This window comes from Robbsia andropogonis (assembly GCF_034047095.1).
Lineage (GTDB): Bacteria > Pseudomonadota > Gammaproteobacteria > Burkholderiales > Burkholderiaceae > Robbsia > Robbsia andropogonis.
The window spans coordinates 2,732,910-2,751,740 of record NZ_CP139170.1 but is presented as its reverse complement, the minus strand read 5'-3'; the positions used below and the strand labels follow the sequence as shown (position 1 = coordinate 2,751,740).

Sequence of the window (18,831 nt, the reverse complement as noted above, 5' to 3'; positions counted from 1 at the left end):
ACGCCGCATGAATTTCGAGTTGATTTTGCTGTTGTTGGTCGTGCTTACCGGTTTGGCATGGATCGCGGACAAGGTCGTGTTTCAGCCGTCACGTCGTCGACGGGCCGATGCGGCGGTGGTCGAGTTCGACCGCCAGCAGGCCGCTGCGGGTCCGGCGGGTGCCTTGTCCTTGTCGGACGCACCGGCGGAGCGCGCGCGTCGCCATGACGAAAAGTTGCGACAGCCCTGGTGGCTCGAATATTCGGCAAGCTTTTTCCCGGTGATTCTGGCTGTCTTCGTGGTTCGCTCTTTTATCGTCGAGCCTTTCAAGATTCCGTCGGGCTCCATGATCCCGACGCTGCTGGTGGGCGATTTCATCCTCGTCAACAAGTTCGACTATGGTCTGCGGCTCCCGGTATTCGACAAGAAGATCGTACCGTTAGGGGAACCGAAGCGCGGTGATGTCGTGGTCTTCCGCTATCCGAAAGATCCCTCGATCGACTACATCAAGCGCGTGATCGGCGTGCCGGGCGATATCGTGTCGTACGAGAACAAGCGTCTGAAGATCAACGGCCAGCCCATCTTGCAGACCGCCTTGCCGGATTACTTCGATTCCGACCGCGTCTCTTACTCGAAGCAATTCGAGGAAACGATCGATGGCCAGAAGAACGCGATCCTCAATTCGCCGCAGATCCCGCCTTATATCCTGGGCGCCGATGACTTCCCGTTCAAGCAGAACTGCCAGTACGACAGCGCCGGCGTGACCTGCAAGGTGCCGGCCGGGCATTACTTCATGATGGGCGATAACCGCGACGACAGCGCGGACAGTCGTTACTGGGGCTTCGTGCCGGAACGCAACATCGTGGGCAAGGCGTTCTTTGTCTGGATGAATTTTTCGGACTTGAAGCGGATTGGTCCGTTTCATTGATGGATCAGGTGGATGAGATGCGGTGGGGCGGTTGCCCGGCTGCGGGAGACGCGCGATGATTCGGGCATCGTCGCCGCTGGACGCGATGGCGCAGCGGCTTGCGCATGTGTTCGAACAGCCGGCGTTGCTGCGCCAGGCGTTGACGCATCGCAGCTATAGTGCGACCCATAACGAGCGGCTCGAATTTCTCGGGGATTCGGTGCTGAATTGCGTGGTTGCCACCTTGCTGTACCAGCGATTCCCGGAGTTGGACGAAGGCGAACTGTCACGGGTGCGCGCCAATCTGGTGCGGCAGGAAACGCTGCATGGCATCGCGCAACGGCTGGACGTATCGGGTGCGCTGGCGCTCGGCGAAGGCGAGTTGAAAAGCGGCGGCAAGCAACGACCATCGATCCTGGCGGATGCGGTGGAAGCGTTGTTTGGCGCCATCTACCTCGACGGAGGCTTCGTGGCGGCGTTCAACGCGATCGCGCGCGCCTACGACCCCGTGTTTGCGGCGCTCGATCCGGACATGCTGGGCAAGGACGCCAACAAGGACGCGAAGACGCTATTGCAGGAACGCCTGCAGGGGCGGCAGATGGCGTTACCGGTGTATACGGTGGTGGCCACCATCGGGGCGGCGCATAATCAGGAGTTCGAGGTGGCTTGCACGGTCGAACCGCTGGGGATCGCGGCGCATGGGCATGGTACAAGCCGTCGCGCGGCCGAAATGGCTGCCGCGAAAGCGGCACTTGCGCTGATGCCGGCCGAGGGAGCAAGAGGAGCGAAAGCGGCGGCGGTACGCAAGGACTCCGCGCGCGGTCAAGGCCGTCCGGCGAAAGCGGGTGCACCGGCTGCCGACGGCAAGCAGATCAAACCGTCGCACAAGACATTACGTGTCCTTCGAGCGCCCGCAAGCGGGTCTTCATCGGGTAACGCGGACCGTCCAGGCGCTGCTGCCGACGAGGCCCTGACGGTCGAGCGTACCGGTGAGACTGCCGGACGTGCCGACCGACCGACCGGGGGCAAGCGGCCTGTGCGCCGTGCCGGTCCTGCCGCAAAATAGGCTGAACCGCAGTAATTTTCGAAATGTGACCACAATGACCGTATCCGCGAGGAACGTCGCCATGACCGCCAGCCCTTCCGATCTTCCCGACGCCGACGGTGTCAAGCAAGGCAACGCCCCGCAATCCGGCACCGAGGACGCGTCCGCTCGCCGGGTTGCACGAGGCGAAACCACCGGTCACGACCATCAGGCCGGGGACGGTGAGGCCGGCCATGTCGCGGCCAGCCGGCACGCCGATGATGGCAAGGACGTGCACGAAGACGCCGACGAGGGTGATGAAGACGACGATGCCGACGGTCTGCCGGCATTCGATTGGTCGCAAGCACCGAAAGAGGCCGTGGCCGGTTTCCGTTGCGGCACCGTGGCGATCATCGGTCGCCCGAACGTCGGCAAGTCCACGCTGATGAACGCGATGGTGGGCCAGAAGGTCAGCATCACGTCGCGCAAGGCGCAAACGACGCGCCATCGGATCACCGGTATCCAGACGTTGAATGACGCGCAGTACATCTTTATCGATACGCCGGGTTTCCAGACGCGTCACAGCAATGCGCTGAACCGCACATTGAACCGGACGGTGACATCGACGCTCGCCACCGTGGACGTGATTTTGCTGGTGGTGGAGGCCGGGCGCTTCCAGCCCGAGGACAAGCAAGTGCTGGACTTGATTCCGCCCGGCGTCAAGGTCGTGCTGGTCACGAACAAGATCGACCGGGTAAAGGACAAGCAACAATTGTTGCCGTTCCTGGCCGAGATCCAGCCGCTGCGCGACTTCACCGAAGTGGTGCCGATGTCGGCAAAAGACCGGGACGATATCAAGCGGCTGCTGGGCGTGCTCCGCGCGCACCTGCCGGAAGGCGAGCCGATCTATGACGAGGAAGCCTTCACTGACCGCAGCGAGCGCTTCATGGCGGCCGAGATTGTTCGCGAGAAAGTGTTCCGTTGGACCGGTGATGAAATCCCTTATACGAGCACGGTCGTCATCGACAAGTTCGAGACCGAAGGGCGTCTGCGCCGGATCTTCGTGACGATTCTGATCGCGCGCGACACGCACAAGCCGATGATCATCGGGCAGAAGGGCGCGAAGCTTAAGCAGATCAGCACCGACGCCCGTCTGGACATGGAAAAGCTGTTCGATGGCCCGGTGTACCTGGAGGTCTGGGTCAAGGTCAAGTCAAACTGGGCCGACAACGAAGCCGGTTTGCGCGCATACGGATATGACTGATGCCGCCTGTGTCCGCGGAGCCGCAACGTAAGGTTGCCGACCAACCGGGCTTTGTCCTGCATAGCTACCCTTATCGGGAAACCAGTCTGATCATCGACGTGCTGACACGTGACCACGGTCGTGTGGCCCTGGTCGCGAAGGGTGCGAAGCGGCCGCATTCGGCCTTGCGCGGCGTTCTGCAGACGTTTCAGCCGTTGTCGCTGCGATGGAGCGGGCGCGGCGAAGTCCGTACGTTGACCGGCGCCGAATGGGTGGGCGGCATGCTGCCATTGGCCGGCGACGCGTTGGTCTGCGGCTTCTACGTCAACGAGTTGATTGTGCGCTTCTGCGCGCGCGAGGACCCGCATCCGGCTTTGTTTCACCACTACGCGGTGACGCTGGCGCGGCTGGCGCATGACGAGCCGGCCGCGCTCGTATTGCGGTCCTTCGAACGGATGCTGTTGCGCGAGACCGGTTACGCGGTCACCTTCAATCCCGGCAGCATGGGCGAGCGCGCCGCACCGCCGGACGCGGCCGGTGCCTATGTGTTCGATCCGGAGAGGGGTGCCCGCATTGCACGCGACAGCGATCCGCCGGAGTGGCCGCGCGTGGATGGCCGCACGCTGCTGGATATGGATGCCGACGACTATTCGGCGCCGCGAACGATTGCGCAGAGCAAGACCTTGATGCGTTTTCTGTTGCACTACCATCTGGGAGGCGTGCCTTTGAACACGCGCCAGATCCTGATCGACCTGCAAAAGCTCTAACGGGCTGGAGGCTTGTTTTATGAATCCCCTCGCGGCATTCGGCGCGGCGCCGGCCTTTATCGGACTGGGCGTGAATATCGACCACGTCGCCACGCTGCGCAACGCGCGCGGCACGACCTATCCCGATCCGATCGCCGCTGCGCTGCGTGCCGAGGAAGCGGGGGCCGATGCCATCACATTGCATCTGCGTGAAGACCGGCGCCACATTCGTGACGCGGACGTCCGCGCGATCCGGCCAGCGTTGCGCACGCGGATGAATCTGGAATGCGCGGTGACTTCCGAGATGATCGATATCGCCTGCGAGATCGCCCCGCAGGACGTCTGCCTCGTGCCCGAAAAGCGCGAGGAAGTGACCACGGAAGGGGGGCTGGATGTCGTCGCGCACTTCGACGCGGTACAGAAGGCCTGCGCCACGCTGGCGCGTGCCGGCATTCGCGTGTCCTTATTCATCGATGCGGACCCTGCGCAGATCCGCGCTGCCCGGCAGGTGGGGGCACCGCTGATCGAATTGCATACCGGCCGCTATGCCGAAACGGAAGGCGCCGCACAACAGGTTGAATTGGCACGCGTTGCCGAAGGGGTGGACCTGGGCGTCTCATTAGGTCTGATCGTCAATGCCGGCCATGGCTTGCATTATCAGAATGTGCAGCCGGTTGCCGCGCTGCAGGGCATCACGGAGCTGAACATCGGCCATGCGATCGTCGCGCATGCGGTCTTCGCGGGTTGGGAAAACGCGGTGCGCGAAATGAAGGCGATCATGGTGTCGGCGCGTTTCGGCGCGCAAGGCATCGGAAGGTAATCCGGCGCGCCAGCGCCGTGCTGGCCGGATATGCGGGTGGCGCCAGGGCGCGCCGCGCGACGATGATAGTATCCTCGATACCTACGTGTGTCCGGCATCGGCGACAACGCACGAAGGAGGGCCAATGATTTTTGGGATCGGCAGCGACATTATCGATATTCGCCGCGTGGCCGCCACGATGGAACGCACGGGCGGGCGCTTCGTCGAGAAAGTGCTGGGTCCGCAGGAGATCGCGATCTACGAAGCACGCCGGGCACGATCCGCCGCGCGGGGCCTGGCGTTTCTTTCCACGCGTTTCGCGGCGAAAGAGGCTTTTTCGAAGGCCATCGGCCTGGGGATCCATATGCCGATGACCTGGCGCGCGATGCAGACCCTCAACCGTCCGGGTGGCGCGCCGATCGTACAGACGAGCGGCGCGTTGAGCGAATGGGTCGACGCTCGCGGACTGACGTTCCACGTGACGCTTAGCGACGAACGCGATTACGCGATCGCGTATGTGATTGCAGAACAACGAGACAAGGAGCAGACGACACACCGATGACCGAACAACGTACTGGCAGTTGGATTGAACGTAGCCCCCTGGACCTGACACGCCGCGGTCCCGGCCCGGTGATGATCGATGTCCCCGGCCTGGTTCTGGACGAACACGACGCGCGGCGCATTGCACATCCGTTGACGGGTGGCGTGATTCTGTTCGCACGCAACTACCAGAATCGCGCGCAACTGAGCTTGTTGACGCACCAGATCCGGTCACTCCGTCCGGACATCCTGATTGCCGTCGATCAGGAGGGGGGGCGCGTACAGCGCTTCAAGACCGAAGGCTTCACGCCGCTGCCATCGATGGCTCGACTGGGAGCCCGGTGGGACGAGGATGTGCTGGGCGCCATCGAGGACGCTACATCCGTGGGCTTCGTTCTCGGCAGCGAGTTACGCGCAAGCGGCATCGATCTCAGTTTCACGCCGGTGCTGGACCTGCATTATGGCGCGTCGAAGGTTATCGGTGATCGCGCGTTCCATCATGATCCGCGTGTCGTCACGCTGCTGTCGCGTGCACTGACTCACGGGCTGTCCCTGGCAGGCATGGCGAACTGCGGCAAACATTTCCCCGGTCATGGCTTCGTCGCGGCGGATACGCATCTGCACGCCGCAATCGACGATCGCCCGCTGGCGGAAATCATGACCGCGGACCTGCTCCCCTATCTGCGTTCCGGTGCAACGCTCTATGCCGTGATGGCCGCGCATGTGTTGTATCCGCAGGTCGACCCGTCGTTGCCGGCCTGTTTTTCGCGGATCTGGTTGCAGCGGATATTACGTCGGGAAATGGGTTTCCATGGCGCGGTCTTCAGCGACGACTTGTCAATGGAAGGCGCGCGTGTGGCGGGTGATGTCGTGCGCGGCGCACAGATGGCGCTCGATGCGGGATGCGATATGGTGCTCGTCTGCAATGACCCTGAACGGGCGGACCTGGTGCTCAACAACCTGCATCGCAGTGCGACCCGCGCGTCGATGCGTCGTATCAAGCGTTTGCAGGCGCGCGGCAAGCCGGTGATCTGGAGCAAGCTGTTACGGCAGCCGGAGTATCTTGCCGCGAAGGCAAAGGTCGCATGTCTGACGGCCTTGCATACCGGGCAGTAGCAGGCTGGCGCAACGGAGGTATCGCAATAGCGCAAACTGATGGCGATGCGATGCGATGCGATACGCTTACGAGACGAGACCGCCACGATTTTCGGAGGGTGCCACGGTGGGGGAGGTTCAACCCTTGCCGCGGCGTCTCTCGTGCTTAGTCTTCCATCTTCATCCGTTGCAGCTTGTTGTACAACGTCTTGGGACTGATGCCGAGCATCGATGCCGCGCGATGGCGCGTCCCGCCCACCGCTTCCAGCGTGGCGCGGATCAGCAACTCTTCCACATCATCCAACGGCATGCCGACGGTGATCTCGATGCTACCGGGCCGTATTTTCTGGCCACTGCTGGCGGGCGCTAGCGATTCGATCGTCGTCTCTAGCGGGCCGGTCTGTTTGTAGGCAGCTTCCACAGCGTCCTGCAGTTCGCGTACGTTGCCGGGCCATTGGTACTGTTCAAGCCCGCGCAACGCCAATGAGGCCAAGTACTTTGGCACGCTCGGTGGCGTCGTGCCGTCGGTGTTCTGGGCATTGGTGGAGAGCTCGGACTCGTTGAGCTGGTCGACGAAATGCTGCGCGAGCATCTCGACGTCTCCCAGGCGTTCACGCAATGCCGGCACGGCGATGGCTTGCGGTACGAGCAGGCGGTACAGGTCATCGCGCAAACGCCCTTCGCCGAGGGCCTGCATCGGGTCCTCGTGCGATGCCGCGACCAATCGGAAGTCCGCCGGAATATCGTGTGTGCCGCCGACGCGCCGGAATGTGTGCTGGCTCAGCACGGCAACCAACTGGCGCTGCTGTTCGACCGACAGGTGCGTGATGTCATCGATATACAGCGTGCCGCCGGTTGCACGCTCGCAGGCACCCAACGTACGGCCTTCGCCCATGACGGCTTGCAGCGGCGCGCCGTTGCGCTCCTGGCCGAACAACAGCACGGATGCCGGTCGCGCGTCCGGATCGCCGACAGTACCGCAATCGAACGTGACGAACGGTGCCTTGCGTCGGCGGCTGCCATGATGAATCGCGCGTGCGACCGTTTCCTTGCCTGTCCCCGTTTCGCCGACAAGCAAGACCGGGCCTTCCGTTGCCGCGATTCGTTCGACGTCATCGTACAGACGCTGCATCGCGGGCGAGCGGCCGACCAACGGTCCGTAGCGGCCAAGTTGCCGTAGCGTCAGCTTCAGCGTCTGAACTTCCTCCGTCAACTCGTACGGACGGGGAATGCGTGCGAGCAGGCTGCGAAGGCGCGGGATGCTGACCGGCTTCAGGAGATAGTCCCAGATACCATGACGCAATCCCGCTATCGCACTCTCCACGGTTGCATTGCCGGTCATCACGATGACCGGCACATTGCCGTCGGGCGGCTGCACTGGAAGGCTGGGCAGCAGGTCGAGACCTTTGCCGTCCGGCAGGTTCAAATCAATCAGCACGACGTCCGGAATAAAGCGCGTCAGGGCTTGCCGCGCTTCTGCGAGCGTCATCGCCGTGTCGACGGAAAAGCCGTCGGCATCAAGGATTGCGGCCAGGCCGGACAAACTATTCGGGTCGTCTTCGACGATCAACGCGTGCGGCATTGGGTTACTCGGAGCGAGAAGGTTTGGGGGAATCGGTCTTGGCCGATTCGCTAATGGAAAGCGCGTTCGAACGCGATGCCGAGATCGGACGCAGGTGCAAGTCACTTTGTACCGCCTGAACACCACCGACGGCACGTACCGCCGCCAGCGCATCCGACATTTGCCTGGCGCTATCGACATTGCCCAGCAGTGTCACGCTGCCATGCAGCACCCGAATGCGAATCCTGCCATTCTGCAGTGCCTCGGCAGTGGCGGGATCGACGGACATCGCCTGATGCACCCGATCGGCAATGGCCATATCACTGTCATAGGCCTGCGCACCGTCGCGCGCCGCACCGGTACAGCTTGTCAACGTGGCGGTCATGCAAAGCAGCGTGGCACCCAGGAGCACGCCACCAGGCGCACGCACACGCGACAAAAACGACATGTGGTTTCCCCGATCAAAATGACATACGTCACACCGATGCGGTGCCTGCAAGAGGCGCTCGCCGTGACGGCCGCTGATACACGTCGGCCAATCGACATCAATCGCTTCGTTGGCGTGACAATCTTACGGTAAGCATAAGCCATGCCATGCGTTTGAATGGCAAAACTGACGAATCAGGCGGAAGAATCGATACCAAAAAACGCGGCTTTTACCGGACAATCTTCACGACGCGCCGCGATTAACCAATCCGGGGTACGAATCGAAATCGGTAAAATGGTAGGACCAAGGTAAATTTTGCGGTAACAAAAAAGAACAAGCCCGTCGTCTCAGCCGAGAGGACGGGCTTTTAGCATCATGTTGCGTGGCCGGTTCGACAGGGACGTCAGCCTATGCCGGCCATGCCTCCCCGTTCGCCTGTAACCGATGGGGGCGGCAGTACGCCGAGCTTACGCCCGGCTACGGTATTCGCCGGTACGGGTATCGATTTCGATCTTGTCGCCAATGTTGCAAAACAACGGCACGGGGATATTTTTGCGATCATTGATCTTGGCCGGCTTCATGACCTTACCCGAGGTGTCGCCCTTGACTGCCGGTTCCGTGTACAGGATTTCACGGACGATGACGGTCGGCATGTCGACGGCGATAGCGCGTTCGTTGTAGAACACGATTTCCACGGCCATCGCATCTTCGAGGTAGTCGAGCGCGTCGCCCATGCTTTCTTCGTCGATTTCGTACTGGTTGTAGTCTGCGTCCATGAATACATACATCGGGTCCGCGAAGTACGAGTACGTGACTTCCTTGCGTTCCAGTACCACGACGTCGAACTTGTCGTCGGCCTTGTAGACGGTTTCCTGCCCCGCGTTCGTCAGCAGATTCTTCATCTTCATCTTGACGACGGCGGAGTTGCGGCCCGACTTGTTGTATTCGGCCTTCAAAATAACCATCGCATCGCTGCCGACCATTACGACGTTACCGACACGGAGTTCTTGAGCTGTCTTCATAAAAAAAATAGTCCTGTGCAAAAAGCGTCGGCCTGTAAGTAAGGCCGGTCCGGTTGCCAACCCGCCTACGCGTCGGGCGCGTCGGCACGCAGACGCCGGCCTGCTGACCTGCACCGTCGCCGGGCGCTGCATTGCCACTGTTTAAAGTGGGCGCAGCGGGGTTCGGCAAACGGGCGTCGGGGCGACAGCATCATACGTGCACCACACGACCAGACGATGACGGCGTTTCGGTCCGAAACCGACGACATCCCGTATCCGCCGTGGCACCGTGAGAGCAAGGGTAAGGCAAACCGTTCATTTTACCCGAGATTTCCGGCGCTGCGGTACCGTTTGCAGGGGTGGCCGCCCTAATGCATGCCACGTTTTCCGGCGTAGAAGCGCACCAGATTGCCGGCCAGATCGCCCGGCGCTTGCAGGTGCTCGGCCCATCGCACGCCACCGTGCCGCAGCATCGACCATTGTCCGACGTAGTCGCGCCACGTTTGAAGCCAGTCCAGATCCATCGCTTGGGTAAGGGAAGGCGCATCCGCGAGGCCACCCAGCCTGTTCCATCGATACCAGATCGCACGCATCGCCGCGGCCGCGCCAGCTGACAGTGCGGCGCCGGTGCAATACGCTGTCAACGCCGCATCGAGTTTCGGCACATGCGCCGCGCCTTCCTGAGGATAGATATGCCAGACAAACGGCCGCCGGGCCCATTGCGCCCGCACGAACGAGTCCTCGCCTCGTACGAAATTGAGATCGGCCAGCCATAGAAGCCGGTCATAGTCGGGCTGGGAGAGGAACGGAATCGCGCGTACCGTCAATGCGCCGCGTTGTAACGTTTCGCCGATACGCAGCGTGTCGCGTTGGAAAAACGCCGCCGCTTGCGAGGTGATCCGGCCGTGCGGCACGAGGACCGTGATGCCGTGCCACGCCGAACCAGGTGTGTCTTTCGCATGCCACCACGGATTCGACCACGCATGCAGCAGGCCATCCAAGGTTGGATTCTCATAAGCGAACAACGTGATGACGAACTGATCGGTAGCCGGGCGATCCAGTCCCAGCGTCCGCCAGAACGTTGTTTGTGCCTCCGGGTCATCCAGGAAGTTGCGCCGATCCGCATCAAGGTCGCGCTCGCGCAGCACGCCGCCGGTTCCCGGCTGAAGGCCTGGAAAGAAAAACGTTTTCTCCAGGCCGTGCCGTGGATGCCGAGACGGCATCAGGTGACAATCCGTCACCCAGTCCTCGGCGCTCAGGTATTCGAGATTCAACCAGACCGGCGGTGTCGCGCGCGCGGCCATTGCGGTCAGCACGGCGTCGGGCAGCTCGCAGGCAAAGGCCTCGATGACGATGTCGCCCGGGTCGGCACCGTCGGGCCAGACGACGCCATCGGGGCGGGGAGCACCATCGATGCCCAGGCCGGGCCAGCACAGGATGGCGACACCGTCGATTGTCGCCAGGGTCGGCAACGCGCTTGCCTCACAGGGATTGCGCGGTAGCGCCGCAGCCGGCCCGTGCATGCCGGTATCGGATGCCTCGCTTTCTCGCTGCGCAAGCGCTTCTCTACCGTGCCCTTCCGCGAACGCCGGCGCATCTGGCAGGAATGCGCGCAAAACCTCGGGTAGGTCGATATAGAGCCGGACGCGCCAGCCGTACTCGCGTCGCAGTTGCCGGGCAAGACGCCAGCAAACACCCGCATCGCCGAAATTGTCGACGACACGGCAGAACAATGCACAGGATGTCTCCGTTGCCGGCGTGATTTGTCGGATGGCGGAAGCGCTGGCGGGATCGGGAACGTTGCACATCGAGTGAGTGGGTGGCGATTGCTCTAGAATCGGGATTTTAGTGCAATCGTCCCGCCCGCTCCGCATGCCTGTTTCCGATCCCCCCGCTTCCGCCGCCGCCGCTGGTACCGCCGGCCATCCGCCGCGCGACCGCGCCGAGGACGCCAACATGCCCGCGTCCACCACCGCATCGCCACCCGGTGCATCGTCGCCGGATGGGGCACCATGCGACGCTGCGCCCTTCGATGCCAAGGCAGCGCTGGCGCAGTTGCCGAATTTACCTGGTGTCTACCGATATTTCGACGCCGGGGGAAACGTGTTGTATGTTGGCAAGGCGCGAGATCTGAAGAAGCGGGTATCCAGCTATTTCGTGAAGACGCTTGCCTCGCCGCGTATCGCGATGATGGTGTCGCGCATCGCCCGACTCGAGACGACGGTCACCCGCTCCGAGGCCGAAGCCTTACTGCTGGAAAACAACCTGATCAAGGCGCTGACGCCGCGGTACAACATTCTGTTCCGTGATGATAAGTCGTACCCCTATCTGAAGCTCACCGGGCACGCCTTTCCGCGGATGGCGTACTACCGCGGCGCGGTGGATCGCAAGAACCAATACTTCGGCCCCTTTCCCAGCGCATGGGCGGTCCGGGAAAGCATCCAGATCCTGCAGCGTGTTTTCCAATTGCGTACGTGCGAGGACTCGGTCTTCAATAACCGCACGCGTCCGTGCCTGCTGCATCCTATCGGCCGTTGCACGGCGCCTTGCGTGGGCGAAATCAACCAGGAGGATTACGCGCGCGACGTACGGAACGCATCGCGCTTTTTGCTAGGGCAACAGGGCGAGGTCATGCGCGACCTCGAAGCAAAGATGCAGGGATTTGCATCGGAGCTGAAATTTGAGCAGGCGGCGATCGTACGCAATCAGATGAGCGCCTTGTCAAAGGTGTTGCATCAACAGACCGTCGAGACCGAGGGTGGCAGCGATGTCGACATCATCGCCGTGGTGGCGCAAGGCGGCCGTGTCTGTGTGAACCTGGCGATGGTTCGCGGCGGCCGTCATCTGGGCGACAAGGCTTATTTCCCGACGCAAGTCGACAGTGGTGTGGCGATGGCCGTGGCGGAGGGCGACGTGCTGGACGTATCGGCACACGCGGAGGGGGCCGACGTGGACGACGTGACGTTGGAAGTGGAGGTATTGGAGGCGTTTATCGGCCAGCATTACACCGGGCAGCCGGTGCCACCGATTCTGATTGTCAGCCATGCACTGGCGAATCGCGAGTTGATCACGATGCTGGGTGAGCAGGCCCAGCGTCGCGTCACGGTGTTGCGCCAGCCCCAGGGACAGCGCAAGGTCTGGCTGACCATGGCCGAGCATAATGCGCGCCTGGCGCTGGCGCGAGTGTTGTCGGAGCAGGGTGCGCAGCGTACCCGCACACAGGCGCTGGTGGATACCTTGAAGATGGGTTTTGACGACCTAGATACGCTGCGCGTCGAATGTTTCGACATCAGCCATACGATGGGCGAGGCCACGCAGGCATCGTGCGTCGTCTATCACCATCACAAGATGCAGAACGGTGAGTACCGAAGATACAACATCACCGGGATTACGCCGGGCGACGATTACGCGGCGATGCGGCAGGTGTTGACGCGCCGCTACGAGAAGATGGTCATGCAGGACCGCGGGGATGAAGACGTTACAGTCGTCGATGACGAGACGCCGCGGCTCGATGCGATCGATGCCGCGGAAGCCGCCGACGGTGATATGCATGACGCCGTATCTGAAGCATCCGATGCCGGCGATGATTGGCGTGCCGGCGAGGACGTCGATGTCGCGCGGGAAGACGTGCCGGGCAGTGCGCCCGCGCGCCCGGCGTCACGGTTCCCGAATATCGTGTTGATCGATGGCGGCAAGGGACAGGTTGAAATGGCGCGACAGGTCTTCAGCGAACTGGGACTCGACATCGGCTTGATCGTCGGTGTCGCGAAAGGCGAGGGCCGGAAGGTCGGCCTTGAAACGTTGGTTTTTGCCGATGGCAGGCCCGCGCTGGAATTGGGCAAGGACAGTGCCGCGTTGATGCTGATTGCGCAGATCCGCGACGAAGCCCACCGTTTCGCGATCACGGGTATGCGTGCAAAGCGGGCGAAAACGCGGCAGCAGAGCCGACTGGAAGAGCTGGATGGCGTCGGCGCGAAACGGCGGCAGCGTCTGCTCGCGCGCTTCGGCGGGCTGCGCGGCGTCATGGCCGCCAGCATTGATGAGATCGCCAGCGTAGAGGGGATATCGCATGCGCTGGCGGAACAGATCTATCAGCAATTGCACTGAACCACGCGCCGCAGCACAATTTGAAGCGCTAAGGTGGAGGCGGGATGCATCCGCTGCGGAAAGGCGACAGCCGCTTGCACCGATGGGTGCCGCCCTCTTGTTCAATCAACGTTATGATTCGCTTGTTCGTGCTCGTTTCGGGTTCCCGCGTGTATTACCTTTCGTCATACTGATGCCGTTCAATCTTCCGATTTTCCTGACCTGGTTGCGCATTGTCGCCATCCCGCTGGTGGTGGGGGTCTTTTATTTGCCAGACAACGTCATGCCGCCGGTGACGCGGGATGTGGTGGCATGCGTGCTGTTCGTCGTGGCGGCATTGACAGATTGGTTTGATGGCTATCTGGCGCGCAAGCTGAATCAGACCTCGGCATTCGGCGCGTTTCTCGATCCGGTCGCCGATAAATTGATGGTGACCGCGTCATTGCTCGTGCTGGTGCATCTGACGCGCGTCGACTCTGCCATCGCGTTGGTTATCGTGGGTCGGGAGATCACGATCTCGGCGCTGCGTGAATGGATGGCGCAGATCGGTGCATCGAAGAGCGTGGCCGTCAACTCGCTGGGCAAGATCAAAACGGCTTGCCAGATGGTGGCGATTCCGATGCTGCTGTTCCATCAGGTGCTGGTAGTGGGGCCGGTGTCGATCGATATCCAGAAGTGGGGTACATGGCTGCTTTACGTGGCCGCGGTGCTGACGATCTGGTCGATGCTCTACTACATGAAGCTGGCATGGCCGCAGATTCGTGAGAAGACGGAAGCGGAAGCGGCGCAGAAACGCTTGTGACCGTGTGCCGTCGATACCGTTGTGATGGCAGCCGCAATGGTTATGACGGGTATCCCGGCGCGTTAGAAATTTTTGCAAAAGCGGTTGACACGCCATAGGCGTTTGGACATAATCTCGTTCTCCCGCAACAACTGCCTGGCAGCGACGGTAGCGGGAAATAAGTGTGGTGAATAATGCGGGAGTAGCTCAGTTGGTAGAGCGCAACCTTGCCAAGGTTGAGGTCGCGAGTTCGAGCCTCGTCTCCCGCTCCAGATTTGAAGTCGTTATCCGATGGTGTGTGTCATCGGGAACGTATGCAGAAAGCGCAGGAGTGATGCCGGCGCAAGTAGGTGCAGTACCTGTTTTGCGGGAGTAGCTCAGTTGGTAGAGCGCAACCTTGCCAAGGTTGAGGTCGCGAGTTCGAGCCTCGTCTCCCGCTCCAAACAAAAAGGGAAGCAGGGCTTCCCTTTTTACTTCCATCACCATCGGTGCAAAAGCAGCTAGATGATGGATCCAATCGGACGCATCACGCTGCTGAAAAGTTCACCGATGGCTTGTTGTCTTATGGCGCGGTAGCAAAGCGGTTATGCAGGGGACTGCAAATCCCTCCAGGCCGGTTCGACTCCGGCCCGCGCCTCCATATCTCGTAGTACATGTAGGAATCCGGCCTCGCACCCTGCGACGCTGGATTTTTTCTTTTGGGACGCCAAATCGGTTTTTCGGTAATGTGTGCCATTGCAATGCAACGAATCAGGGTTTGCGATAGCATGACAGTCCATGACGGTGTTGGCGGGGAGCAAGCATGATCGAGTGGTATTGCAAGCGCTTTGACGAAATGACCGTCGAGGAATTGTACGGCGTGTTGGAAGCCCGTTCGACGGTGTTTGTCGTGGAGCAGCGCTGCGTGTACATGGATATCGACGGCCGAGACCGGAAGGCCTGGCATTTATTCGCGCTTGACACCAGCCTGCCGGATGCGCCGCTGGTGGCATACGCTCGCCTGTTTGGCCCCGACGACGAAAGCACCGACGCCCGCATCGGCCGCGTGCTGACCGTGTCCGAATTCCGGGATAGAGGGCTCGGCAAGACGTTGATGCAGAAAGCGTTGCAGCATGTGCAGGATGTGTGGCCTGGCGTGCCGGTGCGCTTGAATGCGCAGCAATACTTGCGCGCCTTCTACGAGTCGTTCGGGTTTTCGAAAGTCAGCGGTCCGTATCTGGAAGACGGCATCCCGCATCTGGATATGCGCCGCGCCTGACGCGGTCGAACGTCTTTTCCCCCACCTTTCATGGTGCACCAGCCGTCCGATCGAGACGCGCTTCGCGATGCATGCATCGCTGCCGGTTTGATCGATACGGTGTCTCCGGCGGACGTGCGCCGCCCCATTGCCTTACTGCAAGCGAGTGGGCGGGCCGACCGTCATCGATACGACGATCGTCTGACCGTCGGCCAGACGCAGTCGCAGTGACACTTGCTGTCCCACCGCGATCGGATGGCTGGGCCGCATCAGCATCCAGTGATAGCCATCCGCCGCGCCTGGCGCCATCCGGACTGTCGCGCCAGCAGGAATCGTCAGCGCTATTACCGCCGTCATCGTGTCGTGATCGTGCGTGTGGACAGTCTGATGCAACATCACCTCGCCGTAATCAGGACTGCTCGCGCCAATGAGGGTGATGGGGCCACTGCGTCTGTTCGTCACCGTCATGTACCCGGCAGCCGGGAGCGCCCCCGGTAGCCACCTTACCCAAGCATGGTTGACGTCGACCCCCTCGCCGGATCGATATGCCGATTCGGATGCGGCCGAGTGGGTCGCGGAAGGGATGGGGGCTTCCGTGTAAGCCTGCGTAGTCGCCCCAGACGCGGCGTTGGCCGGCATGACCCCCGCCAGGGCTGGCAACGTGCAAAGCGGCCACGGCGTCAATAAGACGCCCAAGGCCATGAACATGCTTGGCCACCGTGCGCGGCGATTGCGGAAGAGAAGGCAGGTTGGGCGCATGAGCGAGAGCGTAGGGTGTGGACGTGGCGTGATGGGGCAGATGACAAGGTAGCGACGCGATGCGCGGAGGCGCCGCCGTGCTGACAGGGATGCATCGTATGCCCGTGTTGTCGCCAAGTGTAACCGTGGAGCCCGCTTGTTACGATCGCGTTACCCATTCGCGGTGCCGATGCCATGGCACCCCTTACACCCCATTGTAAGATGCGAACGATGTGCATGCAGCCGCACGCGCCGTACGCACGGTGGCACGCGGCGCGTGTATGGGGCCCATCCCCATCCCGCACGGACCCGACGGACATGCGATGCCCTATCGGCACGCCCCTTGCCTATGCGGTGTGATTCACCTGTATCCCGGGCGCCCGATCCCCGGACCTATTCTCACGGAGCAATTGCGCGATGCTTGATTCCTCTACGCTGCCGCGTCTTGGCGATACCGCTTTTTTCTTCGACTTCGATGGCACGTTGGCGCCGCTGGCTCCCACGCCTGACGCCGTACGAGTTGCTGATGGTGTGATCGATGCACTCGCGACGCTTCAACGTGCCACTGGAGGGGCGGTAGCGATCGTCAGTGGCCGGCCGATTCATGAGATCGATCGATTCCTGGCGCCGCTGGCGCTTCCGGTCGCCGGGTCACACGGCGCGGAATTGCGCTACGGTGCGAGCGTCGATAGCGAGGTCATTCGTATCGGTTTTGGCGATCCGCGCCTCGAAGCCATGCGGGCGCAACTCGCACCGATCGTCACGGCCCAATCGGGACTGTTGCTCGAGGTCAAGGGTGCCGGCCTGGCCGTGCACTATCGAGCGGCGCCGCACTTGCAATCGTTGGTCGAGCAGGTGACGACCGACGTCGTGCGAGCGGCCAATGCGACGCAGGAGGCGTTTGTACTGCAACCCGGCAAGATGGTCGTGGAGATCAAGCCGCACGGCGTGGACAAGGGCAAGGCCATCGAACGGTTTCTGGAGCACTCGCCATTCGCGGGCCGCAAGCCGTTTTTTGCGGGAGATGACCTGACCGATGAGAAAGGCTTCAAGGTCGTCAACGCGCAGAATGGGGTGGCCGTCAAGATTGGTGAAGGTGATACGATCGCGGCACGTCGTGCACCATCGGTCGAGGCGTTTGTCGAGTGGCTGGTTCGGGTTGCCAACCAGTAGAATGCAGGCAGGCAACGGCTATCTCGACAGCCGGACACACGCAAACGAAAGCGGGATGAGGTGATGGGACGTTTGATTATCGTATCGAATCGGGTTGCCCCGATTTCGGAGGGCGGCCCGGCCGCGGGTGGTCTCGCGGTGGGTGTCTACGACGCGCTGCGTGAGACCGGTGGCATGTGGTTCGGATGGAGCGGAGAGGTCATCGAGGAGGACGATCCGGCGCGTTTACACGTCGGTGTCGAGCAACACGGGCCGGTCACTTTCGCGACGATCGGCCTGACGCGGCGCGACTATGACCAGTATTACCGTGGCTTCTCGAACGCAACCTTGTGGCCCACGCTGCATTACCGGACCGACCTCACCGAATACGATCGCGCTGAGTATGAAGGCTATAAGCGAGTCAATGGCTGGCTCGCGCGCCAACTGCTGCCGCTGCTGCGTGACGACGACGTGATCTGGGTCCACGACTACCATTTGATGCCGTTTGCCGAAACTCTGCGGGCGGCGGGGGTCCGTAACCGTATCGGCTTCTTCCTACACACACCCTTTCCAGCCGCGCAGGTTTTCGCGACGGTGCCGCCTCATGCGGACCTGGCGCGCGGTCTGTGCGCCTACGATCTGGTCGGCTTGCAGACGGATCCGGACTTGCGTGCCTTCATCGACTATATCGAGCACGAAGCAGATGGTACCGTCGATGCCGACGGGACCGTGCGGGCGCATGGGCGGACCTTGGCCGCCCATGCCTATCCTATTGGCATTTATCCGGACGAATTGGCCGCGCTCGCCGAGGCCGGTAGCCAGAGCGAGGTGCTCGGCAATCTACGCAAGACGCTGCTGGATACCAACTTGATCGTCAGTGTCGATCGACTCGATTATTCGAAAGGGTTGACTGCGCGTTTCCGCGCATTCGAGTCGCTACTGGCGACGCATCCGGAAGAGCGTCAGCGCGTGTCATTCATGCAGATTGCACCGCCCACGCGTAGCGATGTCCATGCCTACCAGAACATCCGCGATCAATTGGAATCGGAGGCCGGGCGGATCAACGGTCGCTACGGCGAGATGCATTGGACGCCGATCCGCTATATCCATCGGCAGTATGATCGACCGGTATTGGCATCCGTATTCCGGCTCGCGCACGTCGGCTTTGTCACGCCTCTGCGCGATGGGATGAATCTGGTGGCGAAGGAGTACGTGGCGGCGCAGGATCCGGAAAATCCGGGCGTGCTGGTCTTGTCACGGTTTGCCGGCGCGGCTCGGCAGATGACCGGCGCGTTGATTGTCAATCCGCTGGATATCGAAGGGATGGCAGATGCACTGGCCCAGGCGCTGCATATGCCACTGGACGAACGTCGTGACCGTTACCAGGACATGATGGACATGATGCGCCGTGAAAGCGTGTCGATCTGGCGGGATACTTTCCTGCGCGATCTGGGACGGGTATAGCGGGAAGGAACCGCCTGCCGCCGTGCCCGCGTCACGCCGCGCTGAATCCGT

17 protein-coding genes and 3 tRNA genes are annotated in these 18,831 nt (G+C 61.7%); 15 read left to right on the top strand and 5 right to left on the bottom strand.

What is annotated here, in order from left to right; translation table 11 throughout:
- The first annotated feature begins 7 nt into the window (after nt 1-7).
- The 7 genes from lepB (at nt 8) to nagZ (ending at nt 6,354) form a co-directional block, all read left to right on the top strand.
- Nucleotides 8-907 (top strand): signal peptidase I, encoded by a 900-nt coding sequence (gene lepB, locus SJQ66_RS25490; protein ID WP_253465854.1) that lies wholly within the window; start codon nt 8-10, stop codon nt 905-907.
- Between the two features lie 55 nt (nt 908-962).
- Nucleotides 963-1,952: a ribonuclease III gene (rnc, locus tag SJQ66_RS25485; RefSeq protein ID WP_320534698.1), complete on the top strand. Its 990-nt coding sequence runs from the start codon at nt 963-965 to the stop codon at nt 1,950-1,952.
- A 61-nt stretch (nt 1,953-2,013) separates the two neighbouring features.
- On the top strand, nt 2,014-3,174 hold the full coding sequence (gene era / locus SJQ66_RS25480) for a GTPase Era (RefSeq protein WP_081764718.1): 1,161 nt from the start codon (nt 2,014-2,016) through the stop codon (nt 3,172-3,174).
- On the top strand, nt 3,174-3,920 hold the full coding sequence (gene recO, locus SJQ66_RS25475; protein WP_024901485.1) for a DNA repair protein RecO: 747 nt from the start codon (nt 3,174-3,176) through the stop codon (nt 3,918-3,920). The genes era and recO overlap by 1 nt, the downstream gene beginning before the upstream one ends.
- Before the next feature lie 19 nt (nt 3,921-3,939).
- A complete protein-coding gene (pdxJ, locus tag SJQ66_RS25470) occupies nt 3,940-4,719 on the top strand; it encodes a pyridoxine 5'-phosphate synthase (RefSeq protein WP_024901484.1) in 780 nt (259 codons plus the stop codon).
- A gap of 124 nt (nt 4,720-4,843) precedes the next feature.
- Nucleotides 4,844-5,260 carry a holo-ACP synthase gene (acpS, locus tag SJQ66_RS25465; RefSeq protein ID WP_024901483.1) on the top strand — a complete coding sequence of 139 codons (417 nt, stop codon included), beginning with the start codon at nt 4,844-4,846 and terminating at the stop codon, nt 5,258-5,260.
- Nucleotides 5,261-5,331: 71 nt separating this feature from the next.
- Nucleotides 5,332-6,354: a beta-N-acetylhexosaminidase gene (nagZ, locus tag SJQ66_RS25460; RefSeq protein WP_036006808.1), complete on the top strand. Its 1,023-nt coding sequence runs from the start codon at nt 5,332-5,334 to the stop codon at nt 6,352-6,354.
- A gap of 145 nt (nt 6,355-6,499) precedes the next feature.
- Here nagZ and SJQ66_RS25455 read toward each other — a convergent pair whose 3' ends face one another.
- From SJQ66_RS25455 to earP, 4 genes are all read right to left on the bottom strand, one after another.
- Nucleotides 6,500-7,915 carry a sigma-54-dependent transcriptional regulator gene (locus SJQ66_RS25455; RefSeq protein WP_024901481.1) on the bottom strand — a complete coding sequence of 472 codons (1,416 nt, stop codon included), beginning with the start codon at nt 7,913-7,915 and terminating at the stop codon, nt 6,500-6,502.
- 4 nt (nt 7,916-7,919) lie between these two features.
- Nucleotides 7,920-8,342, bottom strand: coding sequence for a BON domain-containing protein (locus SJQ66_RS25450; RefSeq protein ID WP_024901480.1), 423 nt, complete (start codon nt 8,340-8,342; stop codon nt 7,920-7,922).
- Between the two features lie 446 nt (nt 8,343-8,788).
- The gene (gene efp, locus SJQ66_RS25445) at nt 8,789-9,343 is read right to left on the bottom strand and encodes an elongation factor P (protein ID WP_024901479.1); all 555 of its coding nucleotides are present in this window, start codon (nt 9,341-9,343) and stop codon (nt 8,789-8,791) included.
- Nucleotides 9,344-9,690: 347 nt separating this feature from the next.
- On the bottom strand, nt 9,691-11,280 hold the full coding sequence (earP, locus tag SJQ66_RS25440) for an elongation factor P maturation arginine rhamnosyltransferase EarP (RefSeq protein WP_390173979.1): 1,590 nt from the start codon (nt 11,278-11,280) through the stop codon (nt 9,691-9,693).
- Between earP and uvrC the strand changes: the two genes are divergently transcribed.
- The 6 genes from uvrC (at nt 11,279) to SJQ66_RS25410 (ending at nt 15,447) form a co-directional block, all read left to right on the top strand.
- A complete protein-coding gene (uvrC, locus tag SJQ66_RS25435) occupies nt 11,279-13,429 on the top strand; it encodes an excinuclease ABC subunit UvrC (protein WP_024901477.1) in 2,151 nt (716 codons plus the stop codon). The two genes, earP and uvrC, sit on opposite strands and share 2 nt — an antisense overlap.
- Before the next feature lie 172 nt (nt 13,430-13,601).
- Nucleotides 13,602-14,210 carry a CDP-diacylglycerol--glycerol-3-phosphate 3-phosphatidyltransferase gene (pgsA, locus tag SJQ66_RS25430; protein ID WP_024901476.1) on the top strand — a complete coding sequence of 203 codons (609 nt, stop codon included), beginning with the start codon at nt 13,602-13,604 and terminating at the stop codon, nt 14,208-14,210.
- A 175-nt stretch (nt 14,211-14,385) separates the two neighbouring features.
- Nucleotides 14,386-14,461 (top strand) — tRNA-Gly (locus SJQ66_RS25425).
- A gap of 94 nt (nt 14,462-14,555) precedes the next feature.
- Nucleotides 14,556-14,631: transfer RNA gene (locus tag SJQ66_RS25420), tRNA-Gly, on the top strand.
- Between the two features lie 124 nt (nt 14,632-14,755).
- A tRNA-Cys gene (locus SJQ66_RS25415) sits at nt 14,756-14,829 on the top strand.
- Between the two features lie 162 nt (nt 14,830-14,991).
- Entirely contained in the window at nt 14,992-15,447 is a 456-nt protein-coding gene (locus SJQ66_RS25410; protein WP_024901475.1) for a GNAT family N-acetyltransferase, read from the top strand.
- A 132-nt stretch (nt 15,448-15,579) separates the two neighbouring features.
- Here the strand turns inward: SJQ66_RS25410 and SJQ66_RS25405 are convergent, their stop codons facing one another.
- Nucleotides 15,580-16,134, bottom strand: coding sequence for a copper chaperone PCu(A)C (locus tag SJQ66_RS25405; protein WP_024901474.1), 555 nt, complete (start codon nt 16,132-16,134; stop codon nt 15,580-15,582).
- A 447-nt stretch (nt 16,135-16,581) separates the two neighbouring features.
- On the opposite strand from SJQ66_RS25405, the gene otsB reads away from it, so the two are divergent.
- Both otsB and otsA read left to right on the top strand, forming a co-directional pair.
- Nucleotides 16,582-17,337, top strand: a complete 756-nt coding sequence (gene otsB, locus SJQ66_RS25400) for a trehalose-phosphatase (RefSeq protein ID WP_036006774.1) — start codon at nt 16,582-16,584, stop codon at nt 17,335-17,337.
- A gap of 63 nt (nt 17,338-17,400) precedes the next feature.
- Nucleotides 17,401-18,780, top strand: a complete 1,380-nt coding sequence (gene otsA / locus SJQ66_RS25395; protein WP_024901489.1) for an alpha,alpha-trehalose-phosphate synthase (UDP-forming) — start codon at nt 17,401-17,403, stop codon at nt 18,778-18,780.
- Nucleotides 18,781-18,831 lie beyond the last annotated feature (51 nt).